This is a genomic window from Peribacillus sp. FSL P2-0133 (assembly GCF_037975445.1).
Lineage (GTDB): Bacteria > Bacillota > Bacilli > Bacillales > DSM-1321 > Peribacillus > Peribacillus simplex_E.
This window is the reverse complement of sequence record NZ_CP150254.1, coordinates 224,007-245,816: the sequence shown is the minus strand read 5'-3', so window position 1 is coordinate 245,816 and position 21,810 is coordinate 224,007. Positions and strand designations below refer to the sequence as shown.

Annotated in this window: 17 protein-coding genes and 1 pseudogene; 7 read left to right on the top strand and 11 right to left on the bottom strand. The window is 40.3% G+C overall.

Features of this window, described 5'->3' with window-relative positions:
- Window positions 1-63 precede the first annotated feature (63 nt).
- Entirely contained in the window at window positions 64-822 is a 759-nt protein-coding gene (locus MKY17_RS01330; RefSeq protein WP_098372126.1) for an alpha/beta fold hydrolase, read from the top strand.
- A gap of 80 nt (window positions 823-902) precedes the next feature.
- Window positions 903-1,073: a CsbD family protein gene (locus MKY17_RS01325; RefSeq protein ID WP_096340795.1), complete on the top strand. Its 171-nt coding sequence runs from the start codon at window positions 903-905 to the stop codon at window positions 1,071-1,073.
- Window positions 1,074-1,186: 113 nt separating this feature from the next.
- On the opposite strand, the gene MKY17_RS01320 is transcribed toward MKY17_RS01325, so the two are convergent.
- From MKY17_RS01320 to MKY17_RS01300, 5 genes are all read right to left on the bottom strand, one after another.
- Complete coding sequence (locus tag MKY17_RS01320) at window positions 1,187-2,329, bottom strand: fused response regulator/phosphatase (RefSeq protein ID WP_098372127.1); 1,143 nt, start codon at window positions 2,327-2,329, stop codon at window positions 1,187-1,189.
- 263 nt (window positions 2,330-2,592) lie between these two features.
- Window positions 2,593-3,426 (bottom strand): protein-glutamate O-methyltransferase CheR, encoded by an 834-nt coding sequence (locus MKY17_RS01315; RefSeq protein WP_098372128.1) that lies wholly within the window; start codon window positions 3,424-3,426, stop codon window positions 2,593-2,595.
- Between the two features lie 28 nt (window positions 3,427-3,454).
- Entirely contained in the window at window positions 3,455-6,253 is a 2,799-nt protein-coding gene (locus MKY17_RS01310; protein ID WP_098372129.1) for a response regulator, read from the bottom strand.
- 312 nt (window positions 6,254-6,565) lie between these two features.
- Window positions 6,566-7,864 (bottom strand): hemolysin family protein, encoded by a 1,299-nt coding sequence (locus MKY17_RS01305; protein WP_098372157.1) that lies wholly within the window; start codon window positions 7,862-7,864, stop codon window positions 6,566-6,568.
- A gap of 198 nt (window positions 7,865-8,062) precedes the next feature.
- Window positions 8,063-8,494 (bottom strand): MerR family transcriptional regulator, encoded by a 432-nt coding sequence (locus MKY17_RS01300; protein WP_286177107.1) that lies wholly within the window; start codon window positions 8,492-8,494, stop codon window positions 8,063-8,065.
- Between the two features lie 489 nt (window positions 8,495-8,983).
- Between MKY17_RS01300 and MKY17_RS01295 the strand changes: the two genes are divergently transcribed.
- A complete protein-coding gene (locus tag MKY17_RS01295) occupies window positions 8,984-9,409 on the top strand; it encodes a DUF4395 domain-containing protein (protein ID WP_339201238.1) in 426 nt (141 codons plus the stop codon).
- Between the two features lie 39 nt (window positions 9,410-9,448).
- Here MKY17_RS01295 and MKY17_RS01290 read toward each other — a convergent pair whose 3' ends face one another.
- From MKY17_RS01290 to MKY17_RS01275, 4 genes are all read right to left on the bottom strand, one after another.
- Window positions 9,449-11,203, bottom strand: a complete 1,755-nt coding sequence (locus MKY17_RS01290; RefSeq protein WP_098372131.1) for an FTR1 family protein — start codon at window positions 11,201-11,203, stop codon at window positions 9,449-9,451.
- Window positions 11,204-11,291: 88 nt separating this feature from the next.
- Window positions 11,292-12,578 (bottom strand): iron uptake transporter deferrochelatase/peroxidase subunit, encoded by a 1,287-nt coding sequence (gene efeB, locus MKY17_RS01285; protein ID WP_098372132.1) that lies wholly within the window; start codon window positions 12,576-12,578, stop codon window positions 11,292-11,294.
- Complete coding sequence (gene efeO / locus MKY17_RS01280) at window positions 12,579-13,424, bottom strand: iron uptake system protein EfeO (protein WP_098372133.1); 846 nt, start codon at window positions 13,422-13,424, stop codon at window positions 12,579-12,581.
- Between the two features lie 189 nt (window positions 13,425-13,613).
- Window positions 13,614-14,093 carry a MarR family transcriptional regulator gene (locus MKY17_RS01275; protein ID WP_098372134.1) on the bottom strand — a complete coding sequence of 160 codons (480 nt, stop codon included), beginning with the start codon at window positions 14,091-14,093 and terminating at the stop codon, window positions 13,614-13,616.
- A gap of 129 nt (window positions 14,094-14,222) precedes the next feature.
- On the opposite strand from MKY17_RS01275, the gene MKY17_RS01270 reads away from it, so the two are divergent.
- Window positions 14,223-15,737, top strand: coding sequence for an MDR family MFS transporter (locus tag MKY17_RS01270; RefSeq protein WP_098372135.1), 1,515 nt, complete (start codon window positions 14,223-14,225; stop codon window positions 15,735-15,737).
- A 131-nt stretch (window positions 15,738-15,868) separates the two neighbouring features.
- The gene (locus MKY17_RS01265) at window positions 15,869-16,570 is read left to right on the top strand and encodes an SGNH/GDSL hydrolase family protein (protein ID WP_098372136.1); all 702 of its coding nucleotides are present in this window, start codon (window positions 15,869-15,871) and stop codon (window positions 16,568-16,570) included.
- Between the two features lie 41 nt (window positions 16,571-16,611).
- Here the strand turns inward: MKY17_RS01265 and def are convergent, their stop codons facing one another.
- Complete coding sequence (gene def, locus MKY17_RS01260; protein ID WP_098372137.1) at window positions 16,612-17,190, bottom strand: peptide deformylase; 579 nt, start codon at window positions 17,188-17,190, stop codon at window positions 16,612-16,614.
- Window positions 17,191-17,439: 249 nt separating this feature from the next.
- On the opposite strand from def, the gene MKY17_RS01255 reads away from it, so the two are divergent.
- Together MKY17_RS01255 and MKY17_RS01250 are read left to right on the top strand one after the other, a co-directional pair.
- The gene (locus MKY17_RS01255; protein ID WP_098372138.1) at window positions 17,440-19,173 is read left to right on the top strand and encodes an AAA family ATPase; all 1,734 of its coding nucleotides are present in this window, start codon (window positions 17,440-17,442) and stop codon (window positions 19,171-19,173) included.
- Between the two features lie 351 nt (window positions 19,174-19,524).
- Window positions 19,525-19,716, top strand: a pseudogene (locus tag MKY17_RS01250) (ABC transporter ATP-binding protein); the annotation flags it as partial.
- Between the two features lie 43 nt (window positions 19,717-19,759).
- Here MKY17_RS01250 and nagE read toward each other — a convergent pair.
- Window positions 19,760-21,670, bottom strand: coding sequence for an N-acetylglucosamine-specific PTS transporter subunit IIBC (nagE, locus tag MKY17_RS01245; RefSeq protein ID WP_098372139.1), 1,911 nt, complete (start codon window positions 21,668-21,670; stop codon window positions 19,760-19,762).
- Window positions 21,671-21,810 lie beyond the last annotated feature (140 nt).

The window sequence follows — 21,810 nt, the reverse complement described above, 5'->3', positions numbered from 1 at the left end:
TAGTTAATTTTATTTATAAACTTTCTTTCAATAAAACTTAGCTAATTTAAAGGAGATGGGAATATGACAGCAGCAATGGTAATACCAGGTGCGGAATCTTTTTTCATACCCGGCAATTCTATCGGCATTCTTATTTGCCATGGTTTTAATGGAACGCCACAAAGCGTAAGGTATTTAGGTGAAAAATTCGCCGCCAAAGGCTTCACTGTCTTCGCTCCTCGACTGGCGGGCCACGGAACGGATGAATATGAAATGGAAACGAGTCATTATCAGGAATGGATACAAGATGTTGAAATGGCTTATGCAAAATTAAAGCGAACCTGCACCCATGTATTCGCCATCGGACAATCAATGGGAGGCGCCCTTGTTCTCGATTTAGCGACAAAAGTGGCTTGTGATGGAATTCTCACCATCAATGCCGCTCTCCAAGTTCCTGAATATGAAAAATATCGTAACCAATCGGTTCCGCGCTTCGTTCCTGAAGGCAAGCCTGACATAAAAGACGATACAACTAAAGAAATCACGTATGACCAAGTTCCGGCAAAAGCAATTAATCAATTGCTCGATATAATGGAACATACCAGTCAAAAACTAGTAGACGTTGCATGCCCGATACTTATCTTCCATTCTCCAGAAGATCACGTTGTACCAGACTCGTGTTCCTATCAGATTTACGATACTGTCATGTCCGGTGATAAGGAGATGGCGTCCCTTGAAAATTCATATCATGTGGCCTCGTTGGATCATGACAAAGATCATATCATTGATCGGTCATATCAGTTCATTCAAAGGTTAAGCAAAAGGGCAATAATCGCTTCTTAAACTCCCTTCTCCATAAAAATCAGGTTTACCCATACATTTCATGGGTATATATAGCATATAAAGAAAAAGGAGGTAACATAATGAGCGGTTTATCAGACAAAGTAAAAAGTGCTGTAAATAAAGTTAAAGGTGAAACGAAAGACCAAGTCGGAAACGCGAAAAATGATCCTCACTTACAAGCAGAAGGTAAAGTCGACAAATTAAAAGGCAATCTCCAAGATGGCATTAGTAAATTGAAAAATGACCGTTAATGCAAATAACCGAATAGAGGATTCTCTCTCTAAACGAACATTCTCATTTCATATAAAAGTGACCCCCCTTTTATAGAGAAGAGGCGGCAGATAATCTGCCGCCTCTTCCTTCTTCAATTTGCTTGAATAACAACAACACACATATCATCAGGTTGATCTTGCTGCATTTCCGGGGACATTAAAAAATCGATAGGGGGAGATTCTTTACAATCAAACCATCTCGTCGAGACCGCTTCTTTTATTTGGTCGAGCCCTTCCGTCCCTTCTCGATCTATTGCTTCCATGACTCCATCCGTAAATAGCATAATCTGAATCTTCTCTTCATAATGAATGACGGATTTCTCTATTTTCATTTCGGTGAAGAACCCAACAGGACATGTCCCTTTTGAAAGTGAGGCCACTTTTCCATTGTCCATTAAAGCAAATCCCGGAGGATGTCCGGCATTCACATATTCCACTGTCTTTTGCTCTGTATCAATGATCATATAAATCGCGGTAAAATAATAATGCACTTGATTATCTTCTTTATTAAGGGTACTCATCCAGCGATTCATTTCGTTTATTACTGCCACTGGATCTGTATGTGTCCTGATGGCATCCCTCAATACGGAGGAAATGAACATGCACACAAGTGAGGCGGATATACCATGCCCCATCATATCCAACAGGATGATCCCATACCGATTTTCATCGATGCGGTGCCAATAGTACATATCCCCTGCTAATTTATTCGCAGGTAAGTATGATGCCCTTATAGTTAAGTGGTCATTTATAATGGGTTCACTTAATAAGCTGCTTTGAACCTGCATGGAAAGATCCAATTCATTGCGGATTTTTTCATCCTGCATTTTATGCCAATCTTTTTCATATTTAAGTCTTAACCCTACGCGAATCCTCGCAAGTAAATCTATTTTATTGATAGGCTTCATTATATAATCAATTCCACCAACATCAAGTGCCTCGGCCACCTTATTTGAATCTTCAAGGGCGGTTACAAAAATGACGGGTATATCTCTAAGGTGTGGAATACTTTGAAGTCTCCTGCACGCCTCTATCCCATCGATCTCCGGCATCATGATATCAAGCAGAATGATATCAACTGAAGTCTCTTTAGGTTGCGGACTATCCACCTGTAAATATTCAAACATCTCAACAGCTGAAGTTAATGATAGAAAATCCGTATAGCCAGCTCGTTTTAGAATTTTCTCTATAACGAAAAGGTTAACCTGGTTATCATCTACGATTAAAATCGTCATTCTTTCATTCCCCTTTTGGCTTATATCGAGCGGCAACATTTATCTTCATTATATGGATCGGTACGTTCTAAAACTCCCTTAAATATTATAACGAAGTTCAGTCTCATTTAATAATGATAAACCATGTCAGCGATTTTACATGGAGACCAACTCATTTTATATACCCCTTCTTCCGATACCTTAAACATAGAAATGCAAAAAAAGTGAAAAATAATGCACTAAATTAAAAAGAAAGAGTCCGCTTATATGCGAACTCTTTCTTTTTACAATTTCCGATAAATTCTTTCCTTTGAGTCAAAGTCCTCATAATCTTCCGAAAAGGATGATGTATGAAGTGTTTCCTTGCTGCCAACCGCAAGGAAGCCGTCTTTACAAAGACTGTCATAAAACAACTGATTAACATAGGTCTGCAATTCACCGGTAAAGTAAATCATCACATTCCGGCACATGATGATATGAAACTCATTGAACGAACCATCAGTAACTAAATTATGCTGGAAAAACACAATGTTTTTAAGGAGATTGAAATCAAGATAAGCATTTTGATAATCGGTTGTATAATACTCCGAAAATTCCTGGTTACCTCCAGCTTGCAAGTAGTTTTTCGTATAAGACTGCATTCTATTTAAAGGTAATATTCCTTTTTCCGCATGACGGAGAACTTCATCATTCATATCAGTGGCATAAATCCTCGCCTTATCATAAAGTCCTTCTTCCTTGAGGATGATCGCCATGGAAAAGGCTTCTTCACCGGTCGAACATCCCGCATGCCAAATTCTGATTTCAGGAAGTTTTTTCAGGAGCGGTACAATATTTAAACGAAAGGCTTTAAAGAAATCCGGATCGCGAAACATTTCAGTGACATTTATTGAAAAATCCTTCAAAAGCTTCTCAACATACCCTTTTTCATATAAAACCATTTCAATCATTCCGCTAATCCTGCGAACATGGTCCAGTCTCATTCTATTTTCAACTCTTCTTTTTATTGAAGAACGCATATATTTGCGAAAGTCAAAGCCAGAAACGGAATAAATGGCCTCTAACAATAATTCGATTTCTAAATCTTCTCTTTCCTCAATCGTTAAAGTATCCTTCATGCAAAACCTTCCTTACCCGTACTATCAATCAATTAGTCAGCCATACTCTTAGGACGGATAGCAGCTGATCCAATTTCAATGGCTTGCTGACATAATCGGAAGCTCCGGCCTTCAGGCATTTTTCCCTATCGCCTTTCATCGCTTTCGCAGTTAGCGCGATGATTGGAAGATCCTCGAACTTACTTTGCTCGCGAATTCTGGTCATCGTTTCGTAACCATCCATGCCTGGCATCATGATATCCATCAAAATAACATCTATATTGTTTCCTTTTTCAAGGAGTTCCAAACATTCATAGCCGTTTTCAGCTGTAAGGATTTCCATCCCCTCATGCTTCAGTGCATTTTTCAGAGCAAATATATTACGGTGATCATCATCGACGACCAGTACTGTTTTATTGCAGAACGGTTTGACCTTATCCCGATCTTCTTCATCCATTATAACTACATCCGATTCTCCTTGACCGCCAAAAGGCGCTGCAGAATCATCGTGGTTAGCTGCTGCCACTTCTGGAGAAGCAGCTATTGCTTCGCCGACATTTTTAAAGCCCTCTGGCATGCTTGGAATAAAGAAAGTAAAGGTACTGCCTTGCCCTTCTTCACTATCTACAATGACCCAGCCTCCCAGAAGTTTGGCGAACTCCCGGCAAATCGATAGCCCTAGGCCCGTACCGCCATATTTCCTCATTGTAGCTCCGTCACCTTGCTGGAACGCTTCAAAGATAAGTTTTTGCTTCTCTTTTGATATTCCAATGCCCGTATCCGTCACCTTAATTTCAACCCAATTGCTAGCTCCTTTTGTCTGTATCCATTGTGCTACATTTTCTTCATCAGCTTTTTGGATTTGAACAGACACAGAACCTTTTTCCGTGAATTTAAATGCATTGGATAACAGGTTTTTCAAAATTTGCTGGAAGCGCTGTTCATCCGTAAAGAAAATATCCGGAACGTTTTTACTTTTTTCTATTATAAAGTCAATGTTCTTTTTCTTCGCTACATGATCGAAGTTACGGTGCAATAACTCTGGAAGCTCACTCAAATTCATTTCGTCAAAGACCACTTCAAGCTTTCCGACTTCAACTTTTGATAAATCCAAAATGTCATTGATCAACGTTAATAAGTCTTGGCCCGATGAGTTAATGACACGAGCGAATTCCTGTTGCTCTTCATTTAATTTACTATCATTTGGATCTGAAAGCATTTCTGATAAAATCAGGATACTATTGAGCGGTGTCCGCAATTCATGGGACATATTTGCCATGAACTCGGATTTGTATTTGGAACTTAACTTTAATTCTTCCGCTTGTTTTTCAAGATTTTGTTTTGCGACTTGAAGCTCTTTCGATTTTTCTTCAGTTTCACGATTTCTCTCTTCTAATTGTTCATTGATCATTCGCAACTCTTCAGCCTGGGTTTGCAGTTCCTCCGATTGGGCTTGCATTTCCTCTGACTGTGACTGCAATTCTTCCGATTGAGCCTGTAACTCTTCGGTCTGTGCCTGTGATTCTTTCAATAAACGCTCTATTTCCATCCGGCCCTCTACATTATTAATCGTGATGCCTAGAGTATCAAGAACCTGGTTCAGGAAAGATTTTTGCAACTTCGTAAAAGTCTCCAAACTTGCCAGTTCAACCATCGCCACAACTTCTTCCTCAAAAACGACTGGCGCAATGACAATGCTTTTCGGATTGACTTCCCCTAATCCTGTCGTAACCAATTGAAAATCTTCAGGGATATCGTCAATGACTTTGGATTTCTTTTCAAGGGCACATTGTCCGATTAACCCTTCGCCAAGACGGAATTCACGTCTGCCCGAATCTTCGCCATCTCCAGCAAAGCTGGCAAGCTTCACAAAACGCATATCCACACCCTCACCCCGTTTGACGTAAAAAGCTCCAATTGAAGCCCCCATCATCGGTGCAAGTCTTGTAATGAACCGGTCAGCCAGAACTTCCACATCAACAATGCGCTGATACATGGTAGCTATATCTGCAACACGGGTCTGGATCCAGTTCTGTTCACTGATCTTTTCGGTGAAATCTTTCTCTTTTCGATTATAGTCTTCTAGCGATTCCGCCATATCATTGAACGATCTCGCTATTTCACCAATTTCATCAGTAGTCCGAACCGGAACTCTTGGTATGACCGATAAATTTTTAAAATCGATATTTTTGATGACCTTCGTAATCGATTGCAGATCTTTCGATGTACTGCGAATCATCCAAACAACCGTTACGGAAATAACCAAAATGCTGAGGATAACAGCGAAGATTACAAAACCGATCATATCTTCATAGGTTTGTTTCGAATTACTTAAAGTATCTTTCATGACACCTTCTTGGTAATCCTTAAAGTCATCCATCGTACTTATGACTTTCGTTCGTTTTTCCCTTTGGTCGTCCATCAGGCTTGTTAGATCCGAAGAGTTTCCTGACTTTATCTTTTGGATGATCTCAGCCTCCGTTATGGAGTAAGAAGCATATTGAGTCTCGAACTCTTTCATTAATTGCTTTGCTTTCGCCTTATTTAACGAACCTGATAACCCAGCAACTTTTGATTCAATCAAACTATGATTCTCATTGATGATTTCGAGGCTCTCTGCTCTTTCTTCTTTGTTTGCATCATTAGCTGCAAACAGGATCTCACGGTCCGACCTGGAAAAAAGCTGACGGATTTCCATCGAATCTTGAACTTTTTCATAGCGATTTTCAACTATTTCAGTCATGCTGCTCTTTAAATTGTTAAGCATAACCATCATGAAAGAAAGTAAAATAGCCAAGAAAAGCAAGATTAAACCAAATCCCAACATTTGCTTCTTCTTAAAACCCATTTTCCCGCCCACCTTCGATACTTATTTATACCAGCCAAAAATAAACGGCATTGCAAAGTAAATCTTAATACTATCATTAGTATTACTTTTATTCTTTGACACTTTAAAATGATATATAGATAGATTCATTGCTCAAAGTCAATTTTAACATTTACCAAGTCAAAATGGTTACCTACAGCGTAATTTTCAAGGAATTCCTTTTCCAATTAAGTAACAGTCTGCTTTAACCATTGTTATAATTGTCATTGTTCGAACGAAGGAGCATTAATAAAAGCCGAAAGTTTCCACTTTCGGCTCTTGTTGTGATCCTGTTTATTTAATCTTCTTCACTTCAACATATAAAACATGGTGGCCGTCCATTTCCTTTACAGTAAATTCAAATCCGGCGTATTCGATTTTATCCCCGACAGCAATCTCAAATCTGCCTGTCAGGAACCATCCTCCCAATGTATCGATATCTTCCTCCGGCAAATCGATCGCAAGGGTATCATTGACATCTTCAACCAATGTTTTAGCGTCGAATACATAATGCCCTTCATCAATCTTTTGAATGAGCGGACGTTCATCCTGGTCAAATTCATCACGGATTTCCCCAACGATTTCTTCAAGGATGTCTTCAACCGTAACAAGACCGGCCGTTCCGCCATATTCATCAGTCAAAACTGCCATATGGATCCGTTCCTTCTGCATTTTTAGCAGCAAATCATGAATGGCGATCGTTTCAAGAACACGTATGATGGGCGTTACAAAGGAATCCACCGTCAAAGCTGTTACATTATCTTCTGTAATCGTCGCTGTATAAAGTCGCTTGATATTGACCATCCCCACGACGTTATCTTTATCGCCGTCTATGACCGGATACCTTGTGTATTGTTCTTCTTGAATAAGTTCAACAACTTCCAATAATGGCATGCCTTTTTCGATAACGGTCATTTCCGTACGCGGAACCATGATTTCATTGGCAATACGCTCATCAAATTCAAATATCTGATTTACATATTTGTATTCAGATTGGTTGATCTCACCGCTTTTATAGCTTTCCGATAAAATGATGCGCAGCTCTTCTTCAGAATGGGCCATTTCTGACTCAGATGCTGGCTTTAATCCGAAAATGCCAGTCAGAAGACGCGCAGAACCATTCAGTAACCAAATGAATGGGTATAAAATGCGGTAGAAGAGAATTAACGGCTTTGCAAAAAGCAAGGTTACCTCTTCAGCCTTTTGAATGGCAACCGTTTTCGGTGCCAATTCACCGACTACAACATGAAGGAATGTTACGGAACCGAACGCGATCAGGAACGAGATGATGTGACTTACGGATTCCTCTAATCCCCATTTAGTGAACAATGGCTTTAAGATCGCCTCGACCGTCGGTTCACCCAACACCCCCAAACCTAAGGCGGTTACTGTAATCCCCAATTGACAGGCAGATAAGTACTCATCGATATGCGTTGTCACTTTCTTGGCTGCGAGGGCATTTCTATGCCCTTCTTCAATCAATTGATTGATTCGGGAACTTCTGACTTTCACGATTGCAAATTCCGATGCAACGAAAAATGCGGTTAATGCTATTAATACAGCTACTGCTAATAACTTTATAAAAATCTCCAATATGTGCGGGTTCGCCATATAGTGCCAATCCTTCTGACCTTCGGATTAGACATGTACGGCTTAATCCCAAGCACCTCCTGTATAAATGGTTATTGTCGTTTCAAAATGCGATTTTTGCCTTATAACATGAACCAAAACCATTTAGCCTATATCGTTAATATGCACCTTCGTGCATAAAACTATAGAGATAAATTTTAATCATACAAGCAACAATAATAATGATTGGATCAAGGCCATGCTTTCACGGGACACCTGTTTTTTTAGAAGAAGCTCACTTTTTCCGTCCTTTTCAATCAAGCTGATGAATTCCTGAAGTTCCTCGTTCAGGCCATCCATTTTATTCTTGAGTTGAAGACCTTTTTCCTCAATTGCTGACGCGGCTTCCATTTCCTTTTTAAGTAGTTCTTTAATATCTTCCAATGAAAGGTTTTCTCTTTTGTATCCTTCGATACGGCGGAGCCTTTCAAGTTCACCGACTGAATAATAACGGTAATTAGAGGCGGAACGTTCTGCTTTAAGCAAGCCTAGGTTCGTATAATAATCTACGGTTCGTTTCGTAACGTTCGCCATTTCCGCCAACTCGCCAATTTTTAAAGTCTCGTTCCCAACATAACCCCTCCTAACCGTCACGTGATGGTTTGACAAACAAAAAGTATGTCTTTTCCTCCATGACGTTTTATTCTATTCCATAATCGTACATTATTTTAATTGAAATGAAAAATATTTATTACCCTCTTTTTACCCTTTAATGGAAAAACAAAAACCGATTAATTGAATAATCGGTTTAATTTTATAATTTAATCCACGGATTTATTTTTTTGTTTTAACTGAGAATTGATTGCTCAATATCTTAGGACCGCATTGGCATAGGGAAGAATGCTTTAGCTTTTTTATTGGTGTTCCGCATGTTTCACAGACTTTTGCTACCATTTATACTGTCCTCCTTACTTTAATTGCTTGTTATATATATTATACTACTTTTATAATGATAATCAATACTAAATTAAAATAATTATAAACAAAGGGAGTTTTTGACTTTATTTTATTAGCTTTTCAATTCACAAGTGATTATAATAAAGATAAAATATCACAAAACACATAAGGAAGGTTGGTATAAGTATGCCGAGTGAAATCCGTTCCATTCCCCGTCCCTTAGTACGAACGAATCAATGGGTCATTTTGTTAAGCGTAGCCACCGCCTTATTAACGGGACAAATATGGATATTAGTGATTCCTTTAACAGCAGGACTTTTGGGTCTTCTCTTTAATTTCAATCCAGTGATGCGTCTCGCCAAGCTCTTTCTGAAAAAGAAACCTTCCGATTATATTCCTGAAGATCATTCACAACAGCAATTCAACCAAGTTATTGCAGTCGTTTGCTTGGGACTTGGATTAATTTCCTTCTTGCTTGGTTGGACCGTTTCAGGATATATTTTTACGGTGATGGTCGGGCTTGCTTCTTTCATAGCCATTCTTGGATTCTGCATTGGTTGCTTTATCCTCTATCAATGGAAACAATATTCCTATCGCCGATCTCTGCGCTAGATACTACAAAAGAGGACTGACATTCGTCAGTCCCTTTTTTTATTCAGATGCATGTACAGAATTATTTTTTTTAACCCAATAGGTAGCCAGTAAGATCAACAGAATTAATACAGCTTGCGGCAGTATCGTTTCTACTGTCGGATAAAGTCCTATCCATTTTACAAACGGGAAGGAAGTAATCGTATGTGTCTGCAGAACTTGTGAAACTTGAAGTGAATGAATAGAGACCCCAAGAATCTTAAATGCCAAAACATAGATGAGTATCGTTGCTGCTTTAAAGAATAGGGTAATCGGTAGTTTCACGCTGTAACGTAGCATGATAAAACCAATCACTACTAATATGAGGAAGGCAATTGCAATCCCGCTTAATAGCTGCTTCAATTCCATATACGGCGCCATACCTGTATAAAAGATAATTGTCTCCGCACCTTCACGGAAAATGGATAAAAAGCTAATTAAAGCAAACGAGACGATACTACCTGTAGCAATAGCTTGGTCCATTCGCTTGCCAATATAACGGTTCCATGCATGGATATTCGATTTACTATGGAGCCAAAGGCCAATTGTCAACATCATCAATACTGCCACTATCCCAGTGATTCCCTCAATGTACTCACGGCTTGACGCAGCCGTAATTTGAGAGAAAACAATATTGATGATGACCGCAAAGATGGTACTCGCGGCTAATCCAGCACCGACCCCTGTCCAAATCCATTTTTGTTTGTCCGCTTGTCCAATTTTCTTTAGAAAAGACAATAATGTCGCTACAATCAAGAGTGCTTCTAGCCCCTCCCGTAAAAGTATCAAAGCAGCATCCCATGTTGTATAGCTCGTATCTTCAATCAAGGGTAGCAACCGGGTGTTTAAATCCGAAACGATATCCTTCGCTTCCTCTGCTTTTATCTTTTTCGATTGTAACAAGCTGATTGCGGTCGGAACTTTTGTTTCCATATCACTGTACAACTTGCTGTCTCTTGTTGAAACTTCCCCTTCGACATTAGGCCAAATTGTTAAAATTTCATTCAACTGATCAATTGCTGAATCGATATCATTTTTTTCAATATCGGTTATGCTTCCTTGTAAGAGTTGTGTAACATCTCCAAGTGAATAAGTCACCTTCTGGTCTTCTTCTTTAACCTTACCAGCAAGAAAATCCTCCAGTAAACCTTTTAATTCAGAAAGATTCGTTTTGGCTTTTTCCGAATCAGGTGGGTCCTGGGTAATGGCTATCCTCACAAAGGCCATATACGTTTCAATCTTACCGTATGAAGCAACACTTTCCTCCCGAACAACAACCTCTGCGTCAATCCAATGATTCCGCAGGTTTGTATATTGACTCTTAGCTTGAACAAAGTCACCTTCAGCTATTGTTGCATCCAACTCATCTATCAATGGGATTAATGCCTGTAACCGGTCTTTATAGACCGTCTTATCTACTGGGTTTTCCTCTGTATCATATGTAATAAGAGTACTTGATAAAGCCGATAATTGCTTTTTAATTTCATCAGCGTCTGCTTGGTTCTTCACAGCACTTTTTACAGCCAATAGTTGCTTATCAACTTTCTTCGCAACTTCACTGTCCGTTTTTATCATTTTCCAATCTTGCTCGAATAGATCGATATTTTTCGATACTTCCTCAAGGTCGCCGGATTTTACCTTCATTAAACTATCGCCAATATAAACAAAAAGCTGATCATGGTTTTCACCCGCCGAAACCATCTTTATATCAGTCGAAAGAAATAAAAGACTGACGACTAAAACCAATATCCCACTCTTCCATCTAGAAACAGTCATACTGGTCCCTCCTTATTTATGAATTAAAATCGCCAACCCGGATACGCATCCATGCTGGCGATTTTCTCGTCTATCTTTTAAAATTCAATTACCTAAAAAGGGATTCTCCGATATAGCCACCCTTTTTCACACCTGGCAAACAAGCAAATACAGCACTACCTCGGTGAATGATATATTCATTCAGCTTATCATTTTTCGCAAGGCGTTCCTGTATAGGAACAAATTGTTTACTTGGGTTGCGTTGATAACAAATGAACAGAAGGCCAGCGTTTAAGCTTCCTGTTTTAGGATCCATTCCATCCGCATATGAATAAGGACGCCGCAGAATCTTTGCTTTTCCGTCCCCCCTGGATAGACTCATATGCGAATCTTCTGGAATAATCCGATTTCCATTTGGATCTTTAGCTTCTAAATCAACACTATCAAATTCATTCTTCATCCCTAATGGAGCTCCACTGTCACGGTGACGGCCAAATGTATTTTCCTGCTCTTTCAATATAGTACGATCCCATACTTCAATGTACATCTGAATTCGGCGTACAACCATATAACTGCCGCCAACAAGCCAGTCTGGACCATCCCCAGCCTTTACCCAAACATGATCATTCATTTCACTACTTTTCTTCGTATCCGGATTGGCAGTTCCGTCCTTAAACCCGAATAAGTTACGCGGTGTCGTTTTTTGAGAATCGGCTTGTTTAGTACGTTGGAAACCTGTTTGGGCCCAATGAATAATCGTTTTCCCTCTCCCGATTCTCACTAAGTTCCTAACGGCATGAAAAGCAACCTGAAGATCATCTGCACATGCTTGAATACAAATATCTCCACCGCTCCAAGAATCTTCTAACGCATCTAAAGGGAATTTGGGCAGATCCTTTAATTCAGCAGGCTTTTTCGATTTCAAACCAAACCGATCTTTACCATTCTTCGTAAATAGGGTAGGACCCACTCCAAAAGTAATCGTCAAATTAGAAGGTGACAATTCTTTTGCTTCCCCAGTATCTTTTGGAGGCATACTAGTATTTAGAGAAGCTTCACCTACCAATTTTCCCGCTGTCATCTGAGCCGCTGCTTCTGTCCAGTCCTTAAATAGCTGGATTAGGTCAGATTTATTATCTGTCGTAACTTCCAGTGCTGCAAAATAAAGGTTATCCTGAGCTTCAGTAGTAATGCCCGCCTGATTTGTCCCATAAAATGGAACAACATCATTAGTTTGTCCATTTGCCTTCGAATCAGATAGATTCAAAAGCCCACCAAATCCAGAGGCTCCTATCACGACTCCGACCCCACCAACTCCTGCTGTTTTCAACATATTGCGACGACTTACTTTTTTAGTAAAAAGCGAAGTTTCGTCATTTGGCGTGTTTTCTTTCAATTATGATTCCTCCGTTACAATCCCTATTTGCGAAAGTGGTTCAGCTAATGCATCAATGGCTTGGCTTAGCTCTTTAACCTCAGATTCTTTTAAATCCGTATAAGAGGTATAGCCATTACCTTCTTTATGCTTCTCAAGCAAGCTGTATACATCGTCAAAACGTTTTTGGATTTCCGTTACAAGCTTTTCGTCTTTTTCTTTAAGAGCTGGTGTAAGAAGTTCGTAGATTTTTTCGGCACCTTCTACATTTGCAACAAAGTCATATAAGTCTGTATGAGAGTATCGATCCTCTTCTCCAGTTACCTTACTGGTAGAAACTTCATTCAATAAATCCACCGCACCCGTGATCAACAAATCAGGTGTTACCTCAACCGTCTCAACTTTGGCACGAAGCAAATTGACATCACTCATTAATTGATCTGCATACTCTTCATAACCTTTTGTTGTGTTTTCTTCCCATAGACCCATTTCAATCCGGTGGTAACCGCCCCACTCTTCATCTTTAACGTCCCCTTTACGCGCATCAATTTTGGGATCAAGATCACCAAATACTTCTGCAATTGGTTCCGCTCTCTCATAATGCATACGTGCTGGAGCGTATACTTCCTTCGCCTTTTCAATATCACCGGTTGAAACAGCCGTCGTAAATTCTTCCGTTGCTTTTACAAACTCTTCTATTTCACCAATCGCATATTCACGGTACTCACTAGATACATCATCGAGCTTGCTTGCACTTGTTTCTTGGGCGTTATCATCTGCCGGCTTAGTATTTTCCTTTTCCTGCGAACAGCCAAATAATAGGCTGGTTGATAGTAAGACTGCTAATGACGCTTTTGCTTTCTTCATATATTGTATTCTCCCTTTAAAATGTTTTGTAGATTCATATTAGCAGATAATGAAATTCATTATCAATATATATTTTAATGGAAACATAACATTGTCCATTCTCTTCCAAAATATTCAACTTTATCCCTTTTCTTTTCGTATGATAAGCCATCGGCAGGCTAAAGATAAAAAAGGCAGCCTATACATCTGCTACCTTTCACGCTCACTCATTAATTTGTCATTTTCTTTGTCCATGATTTTTGTTATATCCTCAATAAATTTATCGATTAACATTAGCTCTTGCTCATTATAAGCGGAACATAACTCCTTGGTTGCCATAGAGAGCGATTGATAGTGCGATTTAATCTGTTCCTGTCTTTCGGGTATCGGTGCAATCATTACCCTTCTTCCATCCAATTGATCTCTTTCCCTTTTAACATAACCGGATTTCTCAAGGCGATTGATCAGTGCAGTAACCGATCCCGTACTCAATCCTGTAATTTTGGATAATTCACCGGCGGTAATCGGTCCTGTTTCATTCAATATTTCAGCACTCTTTAAGTCCGTATGGGACACCCCTATTTTCTGGGCCATGTTTTGTTGAAATAAAACGGACCTCATTCCATACCGCTGCAATCTGTGTGTTAAACTCTCTAACAGAGTTGCATTCAACCCATTATCGCTTGACATAAAATGCCACCCCTTTTACACTTAAATTTATCTTGATTTTCAAGATAAATATTTTGTTTCATCTTAACGTTTACCCTTCAACCATGTAAAGGAAATTCATTAGCTGGTTGATTTGAAGGAGGAAAATAAATGAACAATCAAAAAAAACAAAAATTCATTGTTGCCGGTTTACTATTGGGTATCTTGATGTCAGCAATGGATAATACGATTGTTGCAACTGCAATGGGAACGATCGTTTCTGATTTAGGCGGGTTCGATAAGTTTGTATGGGTGACATCTGCCTATATGGTCGCCACGATGGCAAGTATGCCGATTTTCGGTAAGCTTTCCGACATGTATGGAAGAAAGCGGTTTTTTATTTTTGGACTTATAGTCTTTTTGGTCGGTTCCGCATTATGCGGTATGGCTCAGAGCATAGTGCAGTTAAGTATCTTCCGTGCAATCCAAGGGATAGGCGGAGGAGCTTTGATGCCTATAGCCTTTACGATCATTTTTGATATTTTCCCACCGGAAAAACGCGGGAAATTAACTGGCCTTTTCGGCGCTGTATTTGGGGCCTCAAGCGTATTGGGACCACTTTTAGGCGCTTATATTACTGAATACTCCAGCTGGCATTGGATTTTTTACGTCAATGTTCCGATTGGGATCATTTCTTTATTTTTCATCTGGAATTATTACAAGGAGTCACCCAACACCCAAGAGCAAAAAATTGATTGGGGTGGCGCAGCAACTCTCGTCATTGCCGTTATCAGCTTAATGTTCGCTCTCGAACTGGGCGGGGAGTATGGCTGGAGTTCCTCTCCTATCATAGGCCTGTTTGCCAGTTTTGTGGTTTTCTTCGTTTCATTTTTCTTTTTCGAAAAAAGAGCAAAAGATCCAATCATTTCATTATGGCTGTTTAAAAGGCGATTATTTGCCACTTCTCAGATTTTAGCGATTCTTTATGGCGGAACATTCATTATTTTAACCGTCTATATTCCGATTTTCGTGCAGGCAGTTTACGGTGGTTCCGCAACAAATGCCGGCTTGATTCTCACTCCCATGATGCTTGGTTCAGTATTCGGCAGTGCAGTAGGCGGGATATTCAATACAAAGACAAGCTTTCGCAACTTAATGACGATTTCCGTCATCTGTTATTTTGCAGGAATGCTTCTATTAGGGACCATTACCCCTGATACCAGCAGGACTTTATTAACTTTGTACATGATTCTTACTGGATTTGGCATGGGCTTTTCTTTCTCCCTTTTACCTATTGCGTCCATTCACAACTTGGAACCTAGATTCAGGGGGTCGGCCAACTCAACAAACTCATTCCTCCGTTCATTTGGGATGACACTCGGTGTAACGATTTATGGAGCGATTCAGACCAATGTTTTCCAAAGCAAAATGACGGAAGCATTTAAAGGAATGCAAGGAGGTCCGGATACAGCCGGATTGATGGAGGACCCACGTCAGCTCTTCCAATCGGATGCACGTGCCGAGATTCCGGACTTTATCTTGGATAAAATCGTTCATGCGATGTCCGATTCGATATCATTAATATTCACCTTGGCTCTCATTCCGATCGGTCTTGCTGCAATCACTGTTTTCTTCATGGGAAAAACAAGAGTGGAAACACCTTCAAAAAAGGAATCATTGCAATAAACAAAAAGCGCTGAAATTCCAGCGCTTTTTGTTATTTTCATCTTCCTTCTATAAATGGGAGGTGAAGATTGCCGAAAAATCATTCCACAACTAAAATATAAGTAACACATTCACATACCGAGGTGAGAAGTTTGAAGATCGTATGTTTTGGTGACAGTTTAACAAGAGGCATTTCTTATGTTAAGGGGCGCCTTCGCATCATTAAAGAAAATTATCCGAACTCTTTAGCTAAGCTAACAGAATCTTTGCCATTCGTGGAAGTCTTGAATAAAGGGGTTTTCAATGACAACTCCGACCTGTTGGTTAGCCGGATCGAGAAAGACGTCATGTCTGAAAATCCCGATATCGTACTAATAGAGGTCGGTGGAAACGACTGTAACTTCCATTGGGATGAAGTAGCCAACAATCCAGAAGGTGACCATGAGCCCATCGTTCCAATCGAACGCTACCTGGATAATATCACACAACTTGTCAAGCAGATTCAGGACGAGCATGTAACACCATTCCTTTTAACTCTCCCGCCACTTGACCCTGCCAGGTATTACAGATCCATCGCTGATAAGTTCGGTCATTCGATCGGGCATTTCGTTTCCCATGTCGGTGGTATTGAACATTGGCATGGGATGTATAATCGCCAATTGAAACACCTTGCAGAGGAACTGAAGGTGCCATTGATTGATGTCCGTTCCTATATTAAATCCTCCGGCGACTTGAGAAGCTTGATTAGCGATGATGGCATCCACCTCACTTCAGAAGGGTACCAGCAAATGAGCATGGCCATATTCAGTGATTTGCAAAAGCATATGGAAGCGGATATTCTTCCTCAGCCATAAAACGGTAAAAAGGCAAAGCATGGCGCTTTGCCTTTTTTTCCTTACAGACTTTTCACTTCCACGTTTTCCGGAAGCTTGAAAGGGTTTTCGGTGTTGATCCGGTCATAAAACATCATCCCGTTTAAATGATCTAACTCATGTTGAAAAACGATTGCAGCAAAGCCCTTCAGCCGCATCTCTATTTCCTCACCATTACCATCCACCGCTTTAATTTTAACCCGTTCATAACGCGGTACATATCCTTTAATATCACGGTCGACAGAAAGGCAGCCTTCACTTTGCGGTAAATAGATCATAGTGGCCGAATGACTGATGATTTTCGGATTCACAAGGGCATATTCAAACAGCTTCCCCTTTTCGTCGGGAAAATACATGACGAACATACGTTTATTCAAGCCTATCTGATTTGCAGACAACCCCACTCCTTCACGCAAGTTGAACTTCTTTTGGAGTTTTGGATCCTGACTATTTTTCAGGTATTGCATCATGCATCCCAACGTTTCACGATCTTCTTCCGAAATCGGCAGGCTAACTTCATCCGTTACCTGACGCAGAATGGGATCCCCTTCTCTAACGATATCCTTCATCGTAATCATATAGTCTTTTATAAATTTACTCATAGAACTTCACACTCTTCTACCATTTTATTTTTTCATGACTTAGACCATTTCACTTTAGCATTTCGCTTTTAAAAAGTCTAATATGCTGGTTAGATTAAATATTTCTAAATTCCGGGATCTTTAAACTTCCATAATAAATATTATTTCTTGCATTTCACATTATTTACCTTTATTTTAAGGTATAAAGACCTATAGATTACATGTTTAAAAATTTTATACTAGATATATACTCTTAAAGGAGATGAAAAATTGAACTCGAACTCTAAATTAGTTTCGAAATTGCTGCCGTTCCTTACGGCTCTCATTGTGATAATTGCTGGAGTCAGTTGGTATGTTGTTACTCAGTCAAAGGATATGGTCATTCCCTTTTCTTCGGTAGAAAAGACGATTAAAGCCCAAAATGGAGCCCTTGTCACCATTGAAGAAAAAAGAAATGGCACTCTTCACATCTCCACGCCAGATGGAGAATATGTTTCCAATATTCCTCCCAACAGTCAAATGATCAATAAACTTGTCGAAACTTATAACGTTCAATATTCTTTTTCATCAACTAATAAATCAGCATTATGGATTTTAGGCGGTTTAATGGCGGCTCTCGTCACAACCGGTGTCATTATACAGAAAAAATCAAAGAACGGATTGCGGATCGGCAGTAAAAAACAAAGCCTTTCCACCCCAAAGCCCCTGCCAGAGATAACTCTGGATGATGTAGGCGGGTTGCAATCCGAAATCAAACAGGAAATCCTACAGACACTCACTACACTGAAGGAACCTGAACGTTCAGCTAAAATTGGAATTAAGCCGCCTCAAGGCATTTTATTATATGGCCCCCCTGGAACGGGGAAAACTCTGCTTGCACAGGCAATTGCAAAAGAGCTTGGTGCAAACTTCTTCTCAACGAGCGGTTCAGCCTTCAACGAAATGTTTGTTGGAGTCGGTGCAGCCCGTGTCCGCAGCCTTTTCCAAAATGCACGTAAGCAATCGCCAGCTGTCATTTTCATCGATGAAGTGGACGCGTTGGCTGGTAAAAGGAAAGCTCATGGCGGGGAAGAAGGCGAAAAAACGTTAACTGAACTGCTTGTGCAATTGGATGGAGGCCATCCAAATGAAGGCATTTTATTCATTGCAGCGACCAACCGGAAAGATATGCTCGATGAGGCATTTCTACGTCCGGGCAGGATTGATTTTTCTTTCCAAGTTCCACTTCCAGATACACAGGGAAGAAAGGAAATCATCGATATCCATACGAAGGGAAAGCGTCTAGCGACAGATGTCCTGGCTTCCCTGGATGAGTTGGCTGAAAGTACATCCGGTTTCTCCGGCGCTGACTTAAGCTCCCTGTTCGATACTGCCTCACGACATGCCCTGAGGAATGAACAGGAAATGATTCGTAAACAGGATCTAGATTACGCCATTGACCGTACGATACTTGGAGCGACATCACGTACCTTGAATGATGCGGATACGAAGCGGCGTGTGGCCATTCATGAAAGTGGACATGCCCTTATTGCAGCTTTGACAAAGCCCGGTTCAGTTCGAAAGGCGACCATCATTCCGCGTGGGGAAGCCCTTGGATATGTAGCGCCAATACCAAAAGAACTCCATCTGGCAACAGCCAGTGAATTGCTTGATCAAGTCAAAATGATCTTAGCAGGTGGCGTGGCGGAAAGAATGTATTTAGGAGAACATAGCATCGGTGTAGGCGGAGATGTACAACAGGCGAAGCATCTGCTTGAACAAATGGTCGATACCGGAATGCTTCAAGATGGATTTACCCTCACCTTTAATAAAGGTGAGAAGGAGCAAAAGATGCAGGAATTATTCACGAAAGCGATTTCTGAAACGGAAATGTTGATTGACTCGAATCGCTTACAATATGAAGAGCTCGTTGAAGAGTTATTGAAAAAAGAGACACTTGAAGGATCAGAAGTTCAGCGTATCGTTGATGCTTCAGAAATAACCGGCATATGCTCGAATGCTTAATACTCTTTTTCGCTGAGTCTTAAGACCTAATGTTATATTTAGAGCCTGTTTCCAATCGAACAGGCTCTTTTTTTTATCATATATGGCCTCAAGACAAAGAAATGAATTAACCAGATGGAAATTCCTCATACTAGTCAACACGATATGATCTTTTACGGTTTTTCCTCCCCTTGTCCACCTTGACACTCCCTTTCCTAATCAAAATCAAAAAATTCGATGGCAGCTCAAATACAATCCCCTTGGCAAATATGAATTTCAGAAAGTTTTCCGCTCCTCCATGCGAAGGCCATGGACTTCAGTCTGGTCTTACAGGTAACTCACTGACCACAACAGGCAGAGTGAAATCATAATATCGTTCAGAAGGAAGGAGAAATCATTAAAATCGGTACCCCGGGCGAAATCATTACACCTGCCGTTTTAGAAGAAGTCTTTCGTATTCATGCAAGAGTCCTGATAGATCCTGCCAATGGTGCACCCGTTTGTTTTGGTTATGACAATTTATCACAGCAAGAAGTATACAAAGAAGCCGTTTCATCCAATTAAAAAAAGGGATGTCGACAAGTCGACACCCCTTTTTTGACACGTATTATAGTTTTTCCAACTGGATGATATCCGGTGTATTTTGTTTCTGGATCCCTGACTTTTGCAATTTCACTGCCGTTCCTTCTGGTAAGTTAGTGAATATAATAGGAGTGACCGTTGATGGTGCATTCCGTTTTATGAAATCTAAGTCAATTTCCAAAAGAGGTGTTCCTTTTGTTATTCTTTGACCTTCTTGCACAAGAGCTGTAAACCCTTCGCCATTTAATTTAACTGTATCTAAACCAACATGGATCAGGATTTCCAGACCATTATCCATTTTCAATCCCAGTGCATGATTTGTCGGGAAGATACTTAGAACTTCCCCATCAATTGGGGATACTAGTTTTCCGTTGACTGGCTCGATAGCAAAGCCATCCCCCATCATTTTCATGGCAAACACTTGATCGGGAACTTGTTCGATCGGTAAAACGGTTCCTTCAATTGGAAGGACAAAGTCATTTGCACCCAAAGCTTGGTTTTCTTCCATTTTATCCTCTGCCACTTGTGCAGCTGGACTTGTTTTCACTTTGCTTGGATCGACGCCATTCTTGACAAGTTGTTTCATTGCATTTGCAACGAATTCAACATTCGTTCCAACAATGACCTGCACACTCGATTTATTCAACTTCATGACACCGCGCGCACCATGCCTTTTCAAGGCTGCTTCATTCACATTTCCTGAATCGGCCACTTGTAAACGCAAGCGCGTTGCACAGTTATCAATTATCTTTATATTCTCTTTACCGCCAAGATCTTGAATGAAAAGCGATCCCATATCGGTATATTTATCCCCTGTTTTCACAATAGTTTCTTCTTCCACAACTTCCTCATCGTCTTCACGGCCAGGTGTTTTTAAATCCATGATCTTGATGACAAAATAGAAAATCACGAAGTAAACTGCCGCGTATACTAAGCCAATCGGTATTAACCATAGCGGTTTTTGCGCTATACCAAAGTTCAAGAAATAATCAATGGCCCCTGCGGAGAATCCAAACCCATGATGGATATCCAATATAACAGCTAGTGCCAGGGAGACCCCGGTTAAAAGGGCATGTATTACATATAACACCGGTGCGATGAACATGAACAGAAATTCAATCGGTTCAGTGATTCCTGTTAGGAAAGAAGTGAAAGCTAACCCAATAAGCATCCCCGTCACCAGTTTACGTTTCTCTTTTTTAGCAGCTGCAATCATCGCTAATGCGGCGGCTGGAAGGCCGAACATCATGATCGGAAAAAAGCCGGTCATGAAGGGCCCAGCAGTCGGGTCCCCTGCGAAGAAACGATTTATATCCCCTGTCGCTCCATTGTATTCACCAAAAACGAACCAAACCATACTATTCAATACATGATGCAATCCTACTGGAAGCAATAAGCGATTCAATACGCCGAATACGCCGGCACCCAAAGCCCCTGCACCTGTAATCCAGTCTCCAACACTATTGATTACATCTTGAATCGGCGGCCAAACAAAACCGAATATGCCCGCAAGTATAATCATCGCCAGCGAAGTGATGATTGGGACGAATCGTTTCCCTGAAAAGAATCCAAGCCATTCAGGGAGTCTTATGTCGGAGTATCTATTATATAGAAAAGCTGCAACTATACCCGATATAATACCGCCTAGTACAGCCATGTTGATATCTTTATTAATCGCTTGTGTACCATTCGTTAAAACAAAGTAACCAACAAGACCTGCTAATGCCGCTGCACCGCTTCCATCTTTGGATAATCCAATTGCTATACCTAAAGCGAACAATATGGCAAGGTTATCAAAGATCGCTTGTCCCGAGGCAGCCATAAATGGAATATTTAGTAAATCTGGTTGCCCTAAACGAAGCAATAAAGCCGCTGCCGGCAAAACAGCAATCGGTAACATTAAAGCTTTCCCAATCTTTTGTAAAAAATTTAACATCGAACTCATCTCCCTTGTTCCTAACTTCTTTTAATTCAGCAGAACGAAAAGACGTATAAAGCGTTTTCATTTTATCAATATAATAACTTTTCTTTGGCTTATACTAGCACAGAAAACATATAGATGTCTATACCAATTTA

What these genes read in the sequence shown, in the direction of transcription:
- MKY17_RS01330 (WP_098372126.1), top strand. Translation starts at nt 64, where the DNA reads ATGACAGCAGCAATGGTAATACCAGGTGCGGAATCTTTTTTCATACCC.
- MKY17_RS01325 (WP_096340795.1), top strand. Translation starts at nt 903, where the DNA reads ATGAGCGGTTTATCAGACAAAGTAAAAAGTGCTGTAAATAAAGTTAAA.
- MKY17_RS01320 (WP_098372127.1), bottom strand. Translation starts at nt 2,329, where the DNA reads ATGACGATTTTAATCGTAGATGATAACCAGGTTAACCTTTTCGTTATA.
- MKY17_RS01315 (WP_098372128.1), bottom strand. Translation starts at nt 3,426, where the DNA reads ATGAAGGATACTTTAACGATTGAGGAAAGAGAAGATTTAGAAATCGAA.
- MKY17_RS01310 (WP_098372129.1), bottom strand. Translation starts at nt 6,253, where the DNA reads ATGGGTTTTAAGAAGAAGCAAATGTTGGGATTTGGTTTAATCTTGCTT.
- MKY17_RS01295 (WP_339201238.1), top strand. Translation starts at nt 8,984, where the DNA reads ATGCCGAGTGAAATCCGTTCCATTCCCCGTCCCTTAGTACGAACGAAT.
- MKY17_RS01290 (WP_098372131.1), bottom strand. Translation starts at nt 11,203, where the DNA reads ATGACTGTTTCTAGATGGAAGAGTGGGATATTGGTTTTAGTCGTCAGT.
- efeO (WP_098372133.1), bottom strand. Translation starts at nt 13,424, where the DNA reads ATGAAGAAAGCAAAAGCGTCATTAGCAGTCTTACTATCAACCAGCCTA.
- MKY17_RS01275 (WP_098372134.1), bottom strand. Translation starts at nt 14,093, where the DNA reads ATGTCAAGCGATAATGGGTTGAATGCAACTCTGTTAGAGAGTTTAACA.
- MKY17_RS01270 (WP_098372135.1), top strand. Translation starts at nt 14,223, where the DNA reads ATGAACAATCAAAAAAAACAAAAATTCATTGTTGCCGGTTTACTATTG.
- def (WP_098372137.1), bottom strand. Translation starts at nt 17,190, where the DNA reads ATGAGTAAATTTATAAAAGACTATATGATTACGATGAAGGATATCGTT.
- nagE (WP_098372139.1), bottom strand. Translation starts at nt 21,670, where the DNA reads ATGTTAAATTTTTTACAAAAGATTGGGAAAGCTTTAATGTTACCGATT.